This window comes from Granulicella pectinivorans, from assembly GCF_900114625.1.
Taxonomy (GTDB): domain Bacteria; phylum Acidobacteriota; class Terriglobia; order Terriglobales; family Acidobacteriaceae; genus Edaphobacter; species Edaphobacter pectinivorans.
In genome coordinates, this window is sequence record NZ_FOZL01000001.1 from 3584369 (window position 1) to 3602909 (window position 18541).

An 18541-nucleotide genomic window follows, 5' to 3' on the forward strand; every position below is an offset into this window, starting at 1 on the left:
TGCGCGCTCACCCACGTAGGATTCACATGTCACACACCGGACATTCAAAGTACGCAGAGAGTGCCCCGCACGAACGGGCTAAAGGATCTTGACATGGAGCAGACTCCCAGAACCCCGACGCCGCAAACCCCGCAGCCCCAGCAACGTCGCTTTGCCGATCGCAATCCGGGAGCCGCTCATCCTCATCGCCGCGCGACCGATCCGCAGCGACGGGCGACCGATCCTTCCCTCACGCGCACGGGGATCATGTCCCATCCCGGCACCCTCATGATGGGACTCGGCGGCGTGCTTTTCGCGGCCTATATCTTCAACTTCAATGGCACCGCGACCTATCTCGATGCGCTCTTCAACGGCTGGAACGATGCCGCCCACGCGCAGAATCACGCCGTGCAGTCCGGCGTTGTAGCAGCGATTCCCTATGCGGTGGGCTTTATTGCGCTCATTGTCCTCTACGCGATCCTCAAGGGCATCAGCAGCGCCCTCACTTCGCATAAGACGACGAAACAGCTTGCGCCGCGCAAGGAGATCACGCTGCAGGAGTTCACCGAACATGTCGGAAACAGGGGGGTCAGCCCCAAGGTGGCAAAGGAGGCGTTCAAGCTTCTGCTTCCCTATTATCGCAACCGCATGAGAACCCGCCTGAGCGATTCGCTGACCACCGTTCTTCAGCTGAACCGGGTCCAGATCGCCGATCTCTACGCAAATCTGCTCTACCAGACCGACCGTCATATGCCGCCCGGCGATGAGGATGTCGACGCCGATACGGTGCTCGATCTGCTTCTCCTCGTCGAGAAGGCCACGCCACGTTCGAGCAACGAACAGCCCTTTATTCCTCCTGCACCGCGACGAAAGGGGCTCTCGCGTCTGACCGGCATCTTTATCCCGCCGGCTCGTCTGCAGGCAGCTCGCGCGGCGAGTCCGCCGAAGCCCTCCAGCAGCAAGGTCAAAGCGAAGCCCTAAACTCGTTTCTTCTTCCCGGAGAGGGCAACCGCGCGCTCCGGGACCGAATCCGCCCCTGCTCTCCCCGAAAAAGACCACTCCGCGTCCCCCGCCTCGCTTCGCCAGGTACATGGCATTGTCGGCGGCTCGCAACAGGCTCGCTGAGTCTCCGGCATCTTCCGGAAAGACCGCAAGACCGATGCTTGCGCTCACCTGAATCGCGTGCCCTGGAGCGTCGACATCGATCCGCAGCGCGTCGCAAAGACGCTCCGTAGTCGCCGTCAGGTCCGCATAACCCTCGTCGCCCTTCACCTTCATCGCGCAGGTAAATTCGTCGCCGCCCATCCGGGCGACCACATCGTCCCGGCGCAGCGACGTCGTTAGAATCTCGCCAACCTTGCGCAGCAAAACGTCTCCCTGCTCGTGGCCACAAATATCGTTCACAGCCTTGAACCGATCCAGGTCCAGGAACAGCACAGCCACACGGTCCCCATCGCGCCGTGCCTCAGCCAGAAGCTCTTCCAGGCCGCTGCGAAACCGACGTCCGTTTGCCAGTCCCGTCACCGCATCCTGATTCGCCAGCAGGTCGCTCTGCAGCTTGCCGATTTCGAGCTCCGCATTCTGCTCTTTGAGACCCAGGTTGTAACGGCGTAGCTCCTCCTCGGCCTCCATGCGACGCTGCATCTCCTCGGCCAGCAGGCCAATGTTGCGCTGGAGCACCTTGTTCGCCGACTTCAGTTTTTCGCCCGAGTCCCACAACGGCTTCACATCCGTAAATACCCAGAAACGCCCCGGCGAACTCGCTTCTCCCATCGGATGGCTTTCCACGCGAAGCACCAAGCCGCGTTTCTCCCAAATCCAGTATTCTGTCGTCCCCTTCTGGCCATCCTCTTCGCTGGACTCTCCGGGCACCACAGTGCAGGAGTTTTGTACTCTCCTCATGGCTGCGACGACCTTGGCGGTCTCCCGTGTCTCCACCGGTAGCCCGAGCCACTCTGCCGCGAGCGGATTCAAAAGGCTCCCCGCAAGCAGATCCATAAAGACGATCCCCAGCGATACGTTCAGCAGCACGGTATCGAGACGCTCCTGCAGGCGAAGCAGACGCAAAGCCGAACCATAGCGTCCGGCAAAGCTGCGGAGCAGAAGAATCCCCTGGCGCTCGATGGCAGGCAAACTCGGGTGCGGCACCGGCATCTCCCTCCACCAGAAAAACAAGTAGATGAGTGCGCCAGGATCATCCGTAACCCGCACGCTGCATACCGCCTTCGGCAGAAATCCCAGCCAGGACAGCAACGAAACGGGCAACAGCATCCTTCCCGTGGGCGTGATCCCCTTCCCGCATGTCGCGAGAAGCTCAGCGCTAAGCTGCTGCTGGCGGCCGCCCAGACCGGACGGCATCGAGCTCAACACCGTCTGCTGCTGCGTTCCAGCCCCCACGGAGACCATCGCGCCATCGGCCCCGGCGGAGATCACAAGGAGTTCCAGCAATGCCGGCAGAGCGGCTTCGTCATCATTGAGGGCTTGATCCAGAATCGGAGCCCTGCTTACATCGCTCATCCAGACCTCATGCCAAGTGCCTGCGTAGAGCACCGGCAACGAGATCCGGCGCAACCAGATGGGGAAAATGTCCTTCAACCGGCAGCAACTCTAGTTTGGAGTCCCTGATGTGCTGCCGAAGATATTCGCCGACCGCCTCAGGCACCGCGATGTCGTTCTTCGTTTGCAGAAGAACGGTCGGTGTCTGGAGCAAAGGCAAATGGGCTCGAAAATCGCTTTGAAAGATCGTCCGCGCCATACTCAACGCAATGTCCGGACGATAACGGAAGAGGCTCTCCGAAAACTCTTTGACCGCTGCACTCTGAGGAACGCTTCGTACCGCAAGAGGCGCAAATCCGGAGATCCATCCCTGGTAGTCGTTGTGCATCGCCGCGTAGAGTCCGTCGAGATCGCTCTGTTCGAACCCGCCCGTATAGGCACCATCATTCAGATAGCGTGGCGATCCGGCGATGAAGATAAGTTTGGTGAACATGGAAGGCTGTGAGAGCGCGGCCAGCATGCCCACCATGCATCCGACCGAAGCGCCAATGTAGAGACACTCTTCGACCTCCAGCTCGTGAAGCACCCTTAGCAGATCGTCCGCGTAAGCATCGATCTGGTCGTATTGACGGGCGTCAAAGGCCTCCGGCGAACTTGCACCGGCAAGATCCATCCGGATAATACGGTAGTCATCGGTAAGCGACGGAAGCACCTTGTGCCAGCAACTTTGATCTGTCCCAAAACCGTGCTGCAATACCACCAGGGGTCCTTTGGTCCCGGTAACGGTGACCCTGTGCCGCCCGCACCAATCCAGGCCAGCGAGGGGAACACCTTCCGAAACGTATGTCAAAGCCATGCAGCACCCCGTCCGTGGAGAATAAAGCATCTTTGTCGTCCCGACAACATATCTAGATTGAAGATGGGGGCCATCAAAATCTAAACCTGGTCGTGCAATATGCTGAACTTTCAACGAGGGTCCGGCTGCAGTCTATCGAGTGCGAACCCACAGGGATTAGTGCAAGCAGGATTCTCTCGCGCAGAAAACCTCATGATACTTTTTCGCAATTCGCACCCTGTGCAAGTAAGCTAGGGAGACCGTATCTTCCATTGGAACAGCGCGAAGAACCGACTCAAAAAAGAGCGACCCTATGCTTGACGAAGAACTGATAGCAGGCAAAACCGTAGGCGACCTGGGCCGCGAGGCTATGTGGTTTGTCCTGCACACGATGATCGCGCTCGTTCTGCTCGCTGCAGTTGTCGCGACGATGTACTTCATGCAACTCGATCAGGACTCCTCCGGACCAAAGCTCATTGGACTCGGACTGGGCGCTTTGGTCCCTCTGATCGGCGGCTTCTTCATTGCGAAGATCCAGGGTGGCTCGGTCGCCGGGTACGTCTGGATCTCCGGTCTCTTGCTCTTCTCCGTCGTCTGCGTCTGGGTCCTCGATCTGCCTACGGGACCAGGCCTCTGCGAGAAGTGCGGAGCGATCTCCAAGCTCACACGCACCTTCTTCGAGATCAACAACGGCTCCGGCTTAATGGGTGGCGACGGCTTCCTGGTGGGCTGTCTTCTGCCATTGTCGATCATCGCGTATTCGATGGGCGCGAAGCTCGCTTTCAAGACCGATAACGACTAGCGTAGCGACGAACTCAAAATTCAAATCTCAAAAAGCGTTGCAAAATGGCATGTCAAGCCCGAAAGCAAGCTAAGTCGTTGAATTTAAAGATATTGCGCGTGAACTACTCCATCCGTCCCATCTCCTAAAATAAAAACAGGGTCAGACTCAGAAAGTCGGACCCTGCTGCGTGGCACTCACTCTGTAGATCAAGTCCGGAGCTAAGCCTCGATTTTTGAATACTTTGCATCTTTCCGGGGGGGGGGGGGATGCACAACATACACCTCGCGGGGAAACCTCGCCTGCGCAGATCAGGAACAGGCGAGGCCCCGGGTGAACCTACGATCCAAGCCTAAGCCTCACCCGCCGCAACTCGCTCCGCATGCAACGTCTGCAACGCGACGACGGTCAACGTACCGCCCTGTAGAGCGGAGATGCCTTCCGCGGCGGCACGAGCAGCCGCGAGCGTCGTAATGGTGGGGATGCGGGCCAGCACCGCAGCGCGCCGAATCGCCTTCTCGTCGAAGAAGGTGTCCTGCCCGCGCGGCGTGTTGACAATCAACTGAATGCGCTCTCCCTTGATGAGATCGACCACGTTGGGACGGCCTTCCTTCACCTTGTACACCCGCTCCGGCTGAAGCCCCGCCTCTTCGAGCACATCGGCGGTGCCGTGCGTCGCAACCAGGTGGAAGCCCATGTTGGTGAACTCCTTCGCGAGGGACACAGCGCCTTCCTTGTCATGATCGTTGACGCTAAGGAAGATCGTGCCTTTGACAGGGAGGAACTGGCCCGCGGCGATCTGCGCTTTGGCGAAGGCTTCGCCGAAGTTGTCGGCGACACCCATCACCTCGCCCGTCGACTTCATCTCGGGTCCGAGCACCGTATCGACCCCCGGGAACTTGCCCCACGGGAAGACCGGCGACTTCACGAAGAAGTGCGATCCCGTACCAAGATCCTTGCCCGACGCAACCTCCGCCGGAAGCAGATCTTGCAACTTCTGTCCCACCATGAGGCGGGAGGCAATCTTCGCGAGCGGAATACCCGTGGCCTTCGAAACATACGGCACCGTCCGCGAGGCACGTGGGTTCACCTCGATGACGAATACCTTGCCGCGCTGGATGGCAAACTGAATGTTGACCAGACCGATCACGTTGAGCGCCTTGGCCAGTGCACGGGTATGCTTCCGGATCGTCTCCAGCACGTCGGCCGAAAGATCGACAGCAGGCAGCACGCAGGACGAGTCGCCCGAGTGGATGCCGGCCTCTTCGATGTGCTGCATGATGCCCGCGATCAGAACGTCGTCACCATCGCACAGCGCATCGACGTCCACCTCGGTTGCATCCTCGAGAAAGTGGTCGATCAGCACCGGCCGCTCCTGAGAATACTCGATAGCGGTGCTCATGTACTTGACGATCGCCTCATCGTCGTACGCGATCACCATGGCCCGTCCGCCCAACACATACGAGGGCCGCACCAGCACCGGGTAGCCCACACGGTTCGCCCCAGCCAGAGCCTCTTCGACGGAGGTCGCCATGGCACCTTCAGGCTGCGGAATCGCGAGTTCCGTAATCAGCTTTCCAAAGCGCTTGCGATCTTCCGCAAGATCGATCGACTCGGGAGAGGTCCCGATGATCGGCACGCCGGCTTTCTTCAGAGGAAGCGAGAGATTCAAGGGCGTCTGTCCGCCGAACTGCACGATCATCCCAATGTTGGCGCCCGAGCCTGCTTCGTGCTCGTAGACCGAAAGCACATCCTCAAGCGTCAGCGGCTCGAAGTAGAGGCGGTCGCTGGTGTCATAGTCGGTCGAGACCGTCTCAGGATTGCAGTTGACCATGACGGTCTCGTAGCCATCCTCACGCAGCGCAAACGCGGCGTGGCAGCAGCAGTAATCAAACTCGATCCCCTGCCCGATGCGGTTCGGTCCGCTGCCCAGAATCATGATCTTCTTGCGCTTCGTCGGCGGTGCCTCGTCTTCCTCGTCGTAGCAGCTATAGAGGTAAGGAGTCTCGCTCTCAAACTCAGCGGCGCAGGTATCGACCAGCTTGAAGACCGGCATCACACCAAGCTTCGCGCGCTTCTGCCGTACCTCGGCCGCACTCACACCCCAGCTATCCGCAAGCCGCTCATCGGAGATCCCCATCTTCTTCGCATCGCGCAATTGATCTTCAGTCACCGACGCGAAAGGAATCTCGCCAATGGCCTTGATCTCATCCGTGATCTCCTTCATCTGGGACAGGAACCACGGGTCCATGCCAGTCAAGCGGGCAACTTCGCGAACGCTCATGCCCTTCTCAAACGCGTATCGCAGATACTGCAAACGCTCCGGATGCGGCGTTACAAGACGCTGCGTCAGGCGGCGCGGCTCAATATCCGCAGCAGTTGCCTTCTTGCCCGTCTCCAGCGAGCGGACCGCCTTCATCATCGCTTCCTTGAAGCTGCGCCCGATGGCCATCACTTCGCCCACCGACTTCATCTGTGGCCCCAGGCCCTCGTCGGCACCGGGGAACTTCTCGAACTGCCACTTGGGAATCTTGACGACGACATAGTCGATGGTCGGCTCGAAACAGGCCGGCGTCACCTTGGTGATGTCGTTCTTCAGTTCGTCCAGCGTGTAGCCCACCGCAAGGCGAGCCGCGATCTTCGCAATCGGGAAGCCCGTCGCCTTGGACGCCAATGCGGACGAGCGCGACACGCGCGGGTTCATCTCGATCACGGTCATCCGGCCGTTCTGGGGATTCACCGCAAACTGCACATTTGATCCGCCGGTCTCAACGCCGATCTCGCGAATCACCGCAATCGCCGCATCGCGCATGCACTGGTACTCGCGGTCGGTCAGGGTCTGCGCCGGGGCCACAGTAATCGAGTCGCCCGTGTGTACACCCATCGGATCGAAGTTCTCGATCGAGCAGATGATGATGACGTTGTCGTTCAGGTCGCGCACGACCTCAAGCTCGTACTCTTTCCAGCCAAGAACGCTCTCTTCGATCAGGCACTCCGACACCGGCGAGAGGTCGATGCCACGCGAGAGAATGTCCGTCATCTCTTCGCGGTTGTAGGCAATGCCGCCGCCCGATCCACCCAGCGTGAACGAAGGCCGGATCACGACGGGGAAACCGATCTTGGCCGCGAATTCAAGCCCTGCGCTCACGTTGTTCACCAACTGCGACTTCGGCATATCGAGGCCGATCTTGTTCATCGCGTCTTTGAACAGCAGGCGATCTTCAGCCTTCTTGATCGCTTCGAGCTTCGCGCCGATCAGCTCAATCCCCAGCTTTTCGAGTACACCGGAGTCGGCGAGATCGACCGCGAGATTCAGCGCCGTCTGGCCACCGACTGTCGGCAAGACAGCGAAGACGCCCGGCTTGCCAGACTCTTTCAGCATCTCCGCTTCAACCCGCAGAATCTCTTCCACGTACGTTGTGTTCAGCGGCTCAATGTAGGTGCGATCCGCTACCTCCGGGTCCGTCATGATGGAGGCCGGGTTCGAGTTCACCAGCACCACCTCGTAGCCCTCGGCCTTCAGCGCTTTACACGCCTGCGTCCCCGAGTAATCAAACTCGGCCGACTGGCCAATCACAATCGGCCCCGAGCCGATTACCAGAATCTTTGCGATGTCGTTCCTGCGTGGCATTCTTCTCTTCCGTTTCTTCGTGTCGCTTCTTGGTTAGTTGAGGGCGGAACTCGTGTCGATGGGATGGGGATCTGGAGCAGGTGGATCCCATCGTCCGTGCCGCATCATGTTCAGCATCTCGCGCGCGGGAGAGGCAAAGGGAAAGGTCTTGATTTCCTGGTCATCGAGCAGGCCGCCGCCGGTAGCCATACTGATCGCGATAAACAGGATCGCCGCGTTGCGGTAGCCGGCAGAGAGCGCAATGGACGGCACAGGCAGGCTGCGCGTAAGCGTGAGGAGGACAAGGAACATCGTGAGGCAGACCAGCGCGTTCCAGCGTGCGTTGTCCCACCCGATCACGTGCATCAGGAGTGGAGAGAACGCCGCCACGAAGGCCGCAAACTTGAGCACCGTGCGAGTCGGTCTGTCTGGAAACGTCCTGATGATCGCCAGAATCGGCAGCATCAACAGGGTGCCAACCGCGAATAGCCGGACCACGTTCATCATCAGGTAAAAGTCCCAGGCTCGGTTCGCGTAAACGATCTTCATCACGCGAAGATTCTTTCCGCTGGACCGCGTAAGGACCCAGAAGAAGTCAGGCTTGACCGGAAAATCGGCGCGGGCCGCATCTTCCGCGTAGAGGGCCTTGGCCTCTGCCATGGTGATGAGCTTATCTTGAGCGAATCGCACCGTGACCGCCCCCGAAATGCAGAACAGCACAGCGCACATCGCCCAAATCCGGAGACGTCCCCGACTGTCTTCCATCAGCGCTGCATCGAGGACGAAGCTGAAGAGGATGACCGGCAGGAAGACGATGAAGAAGAGCTCATGAATCATCAGCGCAACGATGCATACCGGCACCGCAAGGAGGAAGCGCAGCTTCGTGTTGCGCACCAGAAGCGTACCGACCGCAAGGATGCCAAGCGGGATATCGAGGTAGCCGATGAGCGATGCCAGGTAGGTGACAGCGTAACTCGAAGCAAAGACCACCACAGGAACACCGAGCTCCACCCGCGAAAAGATGCCGCTTCCCTCAACCAGCCATACAAGCAGACCGATGAACATCAGGAGCAGCACACTCGAGAACATCGTGAAGCGCACATACCGCTCAAGATGGAACCAGTGGCCGAACGTCGCACCGAACAGCCCGCGCTTCACCGTCCCGTGGTCGTAGTTCACCATAGCCTGTGTCGCCGACCAGAGATTCGGAATTCTGATTCCCTTCAAGAGCGCAACCAACCCGAGAACCGCAGCAGCCAAACGCCAAAACGACCGGTCGTCTGAGAACATCGTCCTCAGCTTTCCGGTCCATGGCGCGTTGGCTGCTGTTGCCGTCATCCCTTCCACTCATCCATCATCGTGCGGAAGTCGCGGAACAGATAGTGCGAGTCGTGCGGTCCGGGGCTAGCCTCCGGATGATACTGAACGCTGAACATCGGGTCGCTCTTCGACCTCAGACCGGCCAGCGTGTCGTCATTCAGGTTCGTGTGCGTCTGCTCGACATCGTCGGGCAGCGACGCCGGATCGACGTTGAAGTTGTGGTTCTGCGCCGTAATCTCAACCTTGCCGGTCTCGTGATTCAGGATCGGATGATTGCCGCCGTGGTGTCCGAACTTCAGCTTGTAGGTCTTGCCGCCAAGCGCCAGTCCGAAGATCTGGTGGCCGAGGCAGATGCCGAACAACGGTGCCTTGCCCTTCAGCTTCTGTACGTTTTCGATCGCGTAGTCGAGCGGCTCGGGATCGCCGGGGCCGTTCGAGAAGAAGACGCCATCCGGATTCATCGCCAGCACATCTTCCGCCGGCGTGCGCGCAGGCACAACCGTCACGCGGCACCCCTCACGGGTCAACATGCGGAGGATATTCTCCTTGATGCCGAAGTCGTAGGCCACCACGTGCTTCACAGCTTTGTCCGACGAAGCACCAAGCAGCTTGTCACCCGTCTGGTTCTTAGGTTCGCTCTCGCTCCATTCGTACACGACCTTCGTGCTCACCACCGAGGCCAGATCCGTGCCGTCCATCTTGCGAATCGCCCGGGCCTTTGCGACCAGGTCATCCGCATTCAGGTTCTCGCCTGAGGCGATTACGCCACGCATCACGCCGTTGGCACGCAGGTGCCGCACGACAGCCCGCGTGTCGACGCCCGCGATCACCGGAACGCCATTGCGCTCCAGATACTCATCAGCCACCTGGGTTGAACGCCAGTTCGAGCTCATCACGGAAAACTCCCGCGTCACGAGACCCTCGATGTATGGCTTCGACGACTCCGCGTCATGCGGGGTCGTCCCATAGTTTCCAATGTGCGGATTCGTCAAAACCACGATCTGTCCCGCGTACGAGGGATCCGTGAAGATCTCCTGGTAGCCGGTCAGCGATGTATTGAAGACCACTTCGCCTGTGCGCTCTACAGCCGCGCCAAAGCCCTTACCGCGAAAGATGCGCCCGTCTTCGAGCGCCAGCATTGCCAGCATTGCCTCTCCTGACCTGTTGGAACAACAGGTGCAAATCCAAAAAGGAGTGGATTCAATTGATTCTATCAGCATTGAGCCCTGAACTTAAGCATTCCGGCCACACGAAAAAAGCCCGGCGCGAAGGCCGGGCTTTTTATGCAAAAAATACCGAAGTCTAGCGGCGGCGATACACGCGGTGATGACGGTGGTGACGACGATGATGACGGTGGTACTGAGCTTCCGCTGGGACAACCGAACCAACCAGCACAATCAGCGCAATCGCGCCGAGCAACAAATGACGAATCTTCATGGCACTCTCCTAAAAAACTCTCCGGATATCAACCCCGATATTGACTTGGATGGATGAAAGCCTATCGGGGATGTACCCCAATTTCAACTGATCTCGATCAACACATCGTCACCCTGTACCTGAACAGGAAACACGGCAACACGTTCGCCCTCGGGATACTCCGCCACTCCTGTATCCGCATCGAAAGCCCATGAGTGCCAGGGGCAGAGAACGGCATTGCCTTCGATCCACCCCTGTCCCAGAGGCCCCCGGCGATGTGGGCACCAATTGTCGAGAGCCGACAACTTCCCTCCGACATTCGCCAGGCAGACACCGATTCCTTCAACCTCGCACTCCATCACGGCGCCTGATGCGGGAGCTCCCGCTACGTCGCACACCTTTACCCAATGCGCCAAATCCGAATCCTCGCTTCCAGATTCTAACCCGTTCCATTTTCTCAACCTGCTACTGTAAATCCAGAGCTATGCCGCCGAAGAAAACTACCCGCCCCGCCCCCCAGCAGCCTCCCGCACAGATCGAAGTCGTCAATCCCATCTGGCTTCTGAAAGCTGTCGGGGTGGTCGCCGTAGCTGCCCTGTTTTGTGGCTACCTCACCCTTTGCCTGCTCTTTTATCAAGGCCAGTGGCAACTCATCCTGCACCCGACCAGGACGACCCAACCCCTCATCGGCCTTCCTGGGCTCTCCGCCGAGCCGGTACACTTTGACGCCGCAGAATCCGGCGCGCCCCGGCTCTCCGGTCTGTGGATTGCTGCGCCGGCTCTCACGCATTATCCAGGTCTGACAGTGCTTTACCTGCGGGGCGGTGATACTTCCCTTGCCCAGAGTCCAAACGACGCGAAATCCATCACGCTCCTCCACGATCTCGGTCTGAACGTCTTTGCCTTTGACTACCGCGGATACGGCCAGAGCGATGCTACGCGGCCCAACCAGGCCCGCATGGCCGAAGACGCCGCCCACGCCCTGCAGTACCTGAACGAAAGCCGCCAGATTCCCAACGCAAAAATCGTGATCTACGGCAACGGCGTTGGTGCTTCCCTTGCGACCACTTTGGCCTCCTTGCACGCCGACCTGCCCGCCCTCATCCTCGACAGTCCCGGCCCGCCGCCCATTGCGATTGCTGAGGCGGATCCCCGGGTGAGCGAGTTGCCAGTCCGGCTCCTGTTTCATGAAGATTTTTCGCTCGCGGCGTTAACCTTCCTCAAGACGCCCAAGCTGCTCATCAGCTATCCGGCAGCCGCAGCGTCCATCCCGGCGGCGTTCCTCGCTGCCGCAGATCCCAAGACGACCCTGGAACTCCGTCCGGGGAATACCGATCCCCTGTCCGGCAGCATCGTCCGTTTTCTCGACCAACTGCCGCGTTAAGGAGTGAAGGCGCCCGGTGTTCAGGGCGCCTTACTAAAGGATGGGAATTGCCTTGCAGATTGGGGAAGCCGGAACCGAGGGAACTGAAAGTCCGGCGTTTGCTTGCTACATATACTCAGACGCAAACCAAAGCGAAAAGTTGTTCTAAATTTCCACCATTCTGTATTTTCTTGAAAAAGATAATCCCGAAAACAGAATAATGACCTTTTCAGCCTGAGCCCGAATTTCTGCAACAAACGTTCTACGATGCAGCTTGTCTTCCAGATGTTGTCCAAAAAAATAAGTTGCAACTAAGATAATAGTTGCAACCGGCTAACTTGCGCAAGTAAAGGGGCTTAGATGAAGTTCAGGAATGTTTCCTGGCGCACTTGAGACCCTGGGAAGACCGCTTCGAGGTTCTTCGAACCCAGCGTCTTGAACGCCGCCTCACCCAGCACATTGCGGAAATCCGTCGTCACAGCAAGATCCCGGCCCTCATTAAGTTGATCATTTGATAACCCCGGCCACTTCCCATAGACCTTACCGCCCTTCACCTTGCCGCCGAGCACGAACATTACATTCGCGTGACCATGGTCGGTGCCGCCTGTGCCATTCTGACGGGCGGTTCTGCCAAACTCCGACATGGTCACCAGCGTGATGTTGTCGGCGTCCTGCCCCATGTCCTTCCAGAAGGCCGCAATCGACTCCGAGAACTCCTTCAATCGATTCGCAAGCTGACCGGTCGAGTTCCCCTGATTCTGGTGCGTGTCCCAGCCGCCGATATCCGAGAACGCCGCTTCGACACCCAGATTCGCCTTCATCAACTGTGCAATCTGCTTCAGGCTGTTGCCGAACGGGCCTGCGGGATAAACAACGCCCGCCGCCGGCCTGTAATGAGCCGGATCAGACGCCTTCAGCATCTTGACTGCCTCGAACGTCTCCTGTCCGGTGCCGTGCAGCACGGCGTCGGTACTCTCGTCGTACATTGCCTGGAAGGCGTTCGAAATCGGCGAGGCCTGCGGTCCCTTACCGCCAACTGAAAAGTCTTCGAGGTTGTTCACGGCAATCGCAGGCAGCTTCCCTTGAAGGGTACGCGGAACCTGGGTCCCCAGGGCGACGGCGCGGAAGGCCGATGGCTTCCCTTCCACCGGCCCAGCGGCCAGCGCACGGTTGAGCCACCCATCCTGCGTTGCCTTCACGCCGGGGGTACCGCTCTCCATATAGTCCTGTGCATCGAAATGAGAACGCGTTGAATCGGGTGAGCCTGCGGCATGAATGATCGCCAGGTGCCCCCCATCGTAGAGAGGTTTGAAGGCTGCCATCGCTGGATGCAGCCCGAAAAAACCGTTCAGGTCCAACACGTCTTTTTGCTGGATCGCGATCGTGGGACGCATCGCGTAGTAGTTCTTCTCCTGGTACGGGACAACAATGTTCAGGCCATCCGCCGCTCCACGCTGGAAGAGCACCACCAGTTTCTTGCCGTTCGCGGCAGCAGTCGTGGCTTCGGCCATTACGCTCTTCATCAGAAACGCCGGAATCACCGACGTTCCGACGAGCGCGAGCGCGCCGTTCTTCATGAATCCGCGCCGCGAGATGGCGCGGCGAGCAAGATCGCGCCCGTGCATGTCACATCCCCAGTTGCTCTCGTCCATCAGGCCCAGATTGCGATTTCCCATGTCATCCTCCGTACACATGATGCTGAACGTTCAGAGCATCGGCTGTTAATGCAAACGCGCTTAGGGCGAAGAAGTTGCAAGAACACTCTATTATCGACGCTGAAACTCAGGCGAACCAAGCAGAAGTCCGGCCATTCCAGCGGCCTGCGCGTCCTGAACTCCATCAGGACGAAGCCTGGCTGCCCGCATCCCTCCCTCGCCGTCTCCATCCCGCAGATTGAAGCTCCTCTCCGCGTTGGCTCTCGTGGTGGGATCGTCAAACTGCGCCAGCACGGTCGCCCTCGTCCGCTCGCTAACGGGACCGCCAAGAAGAATCCTCTCAAGCTTCCGTTCTTTCTCTGCCTCCACCGAAGCTCCAACCACAGCCGAGACACGCGTGACACCTGAGCTGTCTCCATCGAGCAGACCACGCCAGTCAGTCCGAACCCCAGGAATTCTGTCCCCCGAGAGCACAAGCGCGAAGTTCATCCGACTGACCAGCGCCCCTGTGCTCACCCAGGGCTCCGACTTCCAGGAGTAGCCGTTAGGCGTCTGCATTCCATAAAGCGGCATCCCCAGCTTGTCGAGAGCCTGCACCAGCGGCTGTGCGTTAACGACATTAACCTCGCTCGCCCGCGTGGCCGACACCACGAACTCCAGCGGAGTCTTTACCTTGACCTTATCTACCGAGGGCGACCAGAACTCAGGCGAGTGAAACATTGTCCGTAGCACCACCTTCATATCGCCACCACTCGCAAGAAACGATGCAGCCATTCTGTCCACCAACGCTGGTGGTGGATCGTCGCTGACAAACCGCACCGCCAGCTTCGTCGAGATGAACTTGGCCGTCGCAGGGCTGGTCGCCAGCATATGCAGCACCTGCAGCCCCTCGCTCTCGCCACTCTGTCCAATGGTCTTTCCCAGCACTGTCTTCGCACCGGGCTCATGCCGGTTCGGCTCAAAACTGTACTCTCCGCCGCGATACGGCTGCTCTACCGTCCATCCGGTAAACACCTTCGCCACCTGTGTTACGTCGGCCTGCGTATAGCCGCCGTTCACCCCCAGCGTGTGGAGTTCCATTAACTCGCGGCCATAGTTCTCATTCAATCCCCGTGCTCCACGCTTCGCAGGATCGTCTATCAGGGCAGCGCGCGCCGCTGCCCTTCTCACCTGGTTGGAATTCGGGCCAAAGCTCTGCGCATTGTCCAGATAGACGAGCATCGCCGGACTCTTCGCAGTCGCCACCAGCAGATCTTCAAACTTGCCAAGAGCACGCGGACGAATCACGTCCCGTTCGAACGCAGGCAGCAGATACGGTTCGATCTGGTTCTTCCGGACATACACATTGAAGTGGTTCAACCAGAAGTCCGTCATCACCGCCTCAAGTTGACGGTCGCTATAGATGTCCCGCAGCAGGCGCGTCTGCAGCAGTTCTCCCGCCACTACACGCTGCGACCCCCCCAGCGACAGCAGCGTCTCCTTCTGCTCCGGCGTCATCCCGGCTCCCAACTGCGCCAGTTCCCGCTTGCTCAGACTGCGCCGGAACGCCGCCAGGTCTGTCGCCTTCATCGCCAGAATCGCCTGCAACCGTGCCGTAGGATCCTTCTCCAGCACAGCTTGAGCGGCGTCTTGCGCGTACAAAGCGTCCAGGTGCTGCTCGGGTGCAACCGCCAGCGGATCGGCTGCGGTCACACCATCCTTCGCCAGGTCAGCCACATTGCCCTTTTCATCCATCGGCTTGTTGTTGGCCATGGACATCATCGCGCCATCCGCGGCCTTCTTCTCCAGCGATGTCGCTCCATCGGCGCCTTTCTGCGCCTCCCGGAGCCGGTAAAACTCCACCTGATCCGCATAGACCGCGCGCAACACGGGATCATTCGGCAAAGGCAGGTTCCCGCGCGCAATCATACGAATCACCGCAGGGTTTGGGAATCTCCGCATCAGCTCTTCCTGCGGGAGTTGCATCGCCGGAAACGCCGCCAGTCGCTCGTCCAGGGCCGTATCATCGATCGACGCTGGATTCAACTGCCGCTCGAACCAGGCCTCCAGCCCCATCCGCTGGACAGCCGCCAGATCGCCAGGCCGCGGTCCAAACGTAAGCCGATTGAGCGCATGAAGCGCCCTCTCGTCGCCCTTCATCTCGCTCGACGCCACCTTTTTCGACGGAGCCGACGCAACCGCGAACAAAGGCTGGCCTGCCATCATGACGCACAGCAGAGCCACGACAGCCGTTCTCACATCCCCAGCATTTCCAGCACAATACGAGCGCATAGCGGAACCTCCGGCACGCCAACCACCCTGTTCCAGTGGACGAAAGGCGCGTCTGTCGTTCCAGACACGCCTTCGAACCATCAGTTGCGATAACCGGACCGATTCCTTACCAGAGAACGCAACGCTCGGACTCGGGCCGCACCATCGCGTCTCCTGCCTTGCAGCTAAATGCCCTCTCGAACTCCGGCATATTGCTCAGTGGTCCAAGCACACGAAACTTCCCCGGTGGATGAGGATCGGTCGACGTCGAAACCCGCAGCCACTCCGGCCGAGCCAGGGCCCCACGCCATTGTCCTTCCGCCAGAAAGAACTGTTGCTCCGGCGTGAACCCGTCCACCGTGGGTTCGGGTCCTTTGCCGACTCGCGACCGCTCATAGGCCCGAAATGCCAAATTCACGCCGCCCAGGTCGCCGAGTGCCTCGCCAGTCACGAGTTTTCCCTGGAGATGCAGTCCCGGCTCCACAAAGTAGCCGTCATACTGCTTTGTCGTGCATCCCGTCCGAGCCTCAAACTGCTTGTAGTCTGCATCCGTCCACCACTTCTCCAGGCGGCCATCGGCGGCAAACTGTGCGCCTTCGTCGTCCACACCGTGCGAGATCTCGTGCCCGATGCTCACCCCGACCGCGCCGTAGTTGATCGCATCCAGCCCCTGAGGATCGAACCCGGGCGGCTGGAGATACCCCGCCGGAACGACCACCTCGTTCATCGATGGATCGTAGTACGCATTCATCGTGGGCGGTGTCATCCCCCAGCGTCCGTGGTCCACCGGCTTGCCAATCTGCCCTAGATCGTCCCGGACAGCATAACGCCTCGCGCTCATGACGTTCTCCAGATACGCCCCGTGCTCCACTGATACCCCCGAGTAATCCTTCCACTTGTCCGGATACCCAACCTTGATCGTCAGCGCATCGACCTTCTCCAGGGCCTTCGCCTTGGTTGGAGCCGTCATCCAGTCGCGCGACTCGATCGAGATCTTCAGCTCGTTGACGATGTTCACCGCCATGGTCCGCGCTCGTGCCTTCGCTTCGGGTGGCAGGTACCGGTCGACATACTCATGCCCCAGAGCCTCGCCCAGATTTCCATCGGTCGCGATCACGCACCGCTGCCAACGCGGTCTCTGTTCCTTCGCTCCGGTCAGCGTGGTGTCGTAGAACCCGAAACGCGCCTCTTCAAAGGGCGTCGACAAGTACCGTGCGCTGACATTCAAAAGCTGCCACCGCAAATAGAGCTTCCAGTTCCCGATCGAGGTCTCACCGATCAGAGTGTCGAAGGCCGCCACCTGTTTCGGCTGCGACACATTCATATGTCCCGTGGTCGTCACGCCCAACAACTTGAACTCGGCGTCCCAATCAAAATGCGGAGCCAGTGCCTTCAAAGACGCGAAGGTCATCGGATTGTCCTGCACCTTTGGATCCCGCAGAGCCACGCGGCTCAAACGTGCCTGGGCCAACGCCGTCTCAATCTTCATCACAGCCGCTACGGCAGACGCAGCATCCACGTCCTTGGCGCCAGCCAGGGTAAAGATCGTGCTCATGTACTCCAGGTACTTGTCGCGCGCATCCTTGAACCGCGGCTCCTCCCGCAGGTAGTAGTCGCGGTCCGGGAGGCCGAGGCCGCCCAGATTCAACTCCGCAATCACCTGCTTCGGATCATGCAGATCCTGCGTGGACTGCAGGCGAACCGGCGCGTCGATTGCCATCTCCTGCAGACGGATGATCTCCGCGCTGAGTCCTTTCGCATCCTTGATCCCGTCGATGCGTTTCAGTTCCCCCTCGACCGGTTTCAGTCCCAGCGCATTGACCTTTCCCTGATCCATGCACGCGCCATAGAAGTCTCCGGTAAGCCTACCCGGCGATCCTTTCGCCAGGGTTGAGGCCTTCGCCGCATCCTCTTCTGCGATCACCCTCAGTCGCGCTCTCGTCTCATCCTGGGTGACTGTTCTCACCGCCCACACCGTCTGGATCGCCGGCATCGGATGCGCAGCCCTCCACGCCCCGTTCGCATAGGCGTCAAAGTCGCTGCAGGCATTCGCGCTGCGGTCGATGTTCTCTGCCGCCACACCGCGCATAGGAGCTTGCGACACAGCCGTAACGGTTATCAAGGCAAGACAAAGGGTCGAAAAAATGCGCAAAGAGATCTCCTGGAATTGCTTCCACGATACCCTACCATGCACCATTGGTCCTAGGCGGAGTGAACCGCCATCCCGGCCTCGACTTCATCGAAGGTCAGGTTCTCGGCGCTGCTCTCCGTGCGGGCCTTCCAGTCGAGAAAGAGCTTGCCGTAACTCTTCGTCGTGCAGGCGGCAGGATCAATGTGGAGCGCCTCGAGCATCCTGTCGATCCACGCCGTAGGCCCTTCGAGTTCGCCGTAGATCCCAATCGGCGTCTCGTCGATCACCAGATGCAGAGGCGAAACGGCATCGTCCGTCGGATGCGACCACTCGGTCCGGAACTTCTCATACCGGAACATCGCGCAATAGCCGAGTTGGCAAAAGATCTCGGCAATCGCGGGGGCGTCATCCACATGGGTCTCGGTCTCGATCCTCACCTTATAACGTGGATCCCCATCCACCGCATCGGGACGCTTATGCGTCACGGTCCAAAGATCGCCGTACTGGCGAATCCGAAGAATCTGCTGCGATTCCCGGAGGCGTCGTTCCGGCGTGTCGTACAGGGTATTTTGTTCAAAGGTCCGGGGAGTGTCGAGATGGAAGCCCAGGGCTGGGAGGCGGGCTTCGAGGTCGGCGGCGTCGGCGATGAGGAACTTCAGCTCAATCTCTGCGCTCTGCATAGCGTGAGTATAGGCCTGACCGCAT

At 59.4% G+C, this 18541-nt stretch carries 13 protein-coding genes; 2 read left to right on the forward strand and 11 right to left on the reverse strand.

Features of this window, described 5'->3' with window-relative positions; all coding sequences use genetic code 11:
* Window positions 1–78: 78 nt before the first annotated feature.
* Window positions 79–2496 carry a GGDEF domain-containing protein gene (locus BM400_RS14225; protein WP_089839893.1) on the reverse strand — a complete coding sequence of 806 codons (2418 nt, stop codon included), beginning with the start codon at window positions 2494–2496 and terminating at the stop codon, window positions 79–81.
* A gap of 7 nt (window positions 2497–2503) precedes the next feature.
* Window positions 2504–3331 carry an alpha/beta fold hydrolase gene (locus BM400_RS14230; RefSeq protein ID WP_175529037.1) on the reverse strand — a complete coding sequence of 276 codons (828 nt, stop codon included), beginning with the start codon at window positions 3329–3331 and terminating at the stop codon, window positions 2504–2506.
* A 292-nt stretch (window positions 3332–3623) separates the two neighbouring features.
* On the opposite strand from BM400_RS14230, the gene BM400_RS14235 reads away from it, so the two are divergent.
* Complete coding sequence (locus tag BM400_RS14235; RefSeq protein ID WP_089839897.1) at window positions 3624–4112, forward strand: hypothetical protein; 489 nt, start codon at window positions 3624–3626, stop codon at window positions 4110–4112.
* Between the two features lie 331 nt (window positions 4113–4443).
* On the opposite strand, the gene carB is transcribed toward BM400_RS14235, so the two are convergent.
* From carB to BM400_RS14255, 5 genes are all read right to left on the reverse strand, one after another.
* On the reverse strand, window positions 4444–7722 hold the full coding sequence (gene carB / locus BM400_RS14240) for a carbamoyl-phosphate synthase large subunit (RefSeq protein ID WP_089839899.1): 3279 nt from the start codon (window positions 7720–7722) through the stop codon (window positions 4444–4446).
* Window positions 7723–7755: 33 nt separating this feature from the next.
* Window positions 7756–9039, reverse strand: a complete 1284-nt coding sequence (locus tag BM400_RS14245; RefSeq protein WP_089839902.1) for a hypothetical protein — start codon at window positions 9037–9039, stop codon at window positions 7756–7758.
* Window positions 9036–10169, reverse strand: coding sequence for a glutamine-hydrolyzing carbamoyl-phosphate synthase small subunit (carA, locus tag BM400_RS14250; protein ID WP_089839904.1), 1134 nt, complete (start codon window positions 10167–10169; stop codon window positions 9036–9038). Before carA ends, BM400_RS14245 begins: the two co-directional genes overlap by 4 nt.
* Before the next feature lie 154 nt (window positions 10170–10323).
* Window positions 10324–10458 (reverse strand): hypothetical protein, encoded by a 135-nt coding sequence (locus BM400_RS22820; protein WP_281245504.1) that lies wholly within the window; start codon window positions 10456–10458, stop codon window positions 10324–10326.
* A gap of 83 nt (window positions 10459–10541) precedes the next feature.
* Window positions 10542–10835 carry a Rieske (2Fe-2S) protein gene (locus BM400_RS14255; protein WP_281245517.1) on the reverse strand — a complete coding sequence of 98 codons (294 nt, stop codon included), beginning with the start codon at window positions 10833–10835 and terminating at the stop codon, window positions 10542–10544.
* 86 nt (window positions 10836–10921) lie between these two features.
* On the opposite strand from BM400_RS14255, the gene BM400_RS14260 reads away from it, so the two are divergent.
* Window positions 10922–11821: an alpha/beta hydrolase gene (locus BM400_RS14260; RefSeq protein ID WP_175529038.1), complete on the forward strand. Its 900-nt coding sequence runs from the start codon at window positions 10922–10924 to the stop codon at window positions 11819–11821.
* Window positions 11822–12156: 335 nt separating this feature from the next.
* Here BM400_RS14260 and BM400_RS14265 read toward each other — a convergent pair whose 3' ends face one another.
* The 4 genes from BM400_RS14265 to BM400_RS14280 all read right to left on the reverse strand — a co-directional run bounded on the left by BM400_RS14265 (window position 12157) and on the right by BM400_RS14280 (window position 18516).
* A complete protein-coding gene (locus tag BM400_RS14265; RefSeq protein ID WP_089839908.1) occupies window positions 12157–13476 on the reverse strand; it encodes a DUF1501 domain-containing protein in 1320 nt (439 codons plus the stop codon).
* Between the two features lie 90 nt (window positions 13477–13566).
* Window positions 13567–15726 (reverse strand): DUF1800 domain-containing protein, encoded by a 2160-nt coding sequence (locus BM400_RS14270; protein ID WP_245781877.1) that lies wholly within the window; start codon window positions 15724–15726, stop codon window positions 13567–13569.
* A 106-nt stretch (window positions 15727–15832) separates the two neighbouring features.
* Window positions 15833–17827: a M13 family metallopeptidase gene (locus BM400_RS14275; protein WP_175529039.1), complete on the reverse strand. Its 1995-nt coding sequence runs from the start codon at window positions 17825–17827 to the stop codon at window positions 15833–15835.
* An 80-nt stretch (window positions 17828–17907) separates the two neighbouring features.
* Window positions 17908–18516, reverse strand: coding sequence for a class IV adenylate cyclase (locus tag BM400_RS14280; protein WP_089839911.1), 609 nt, complete (start codon window positions 18514–18516; stop codon window positions 17908–17910).
* Window positions 18517–18541: the final 25 nt, after the last annotated feature.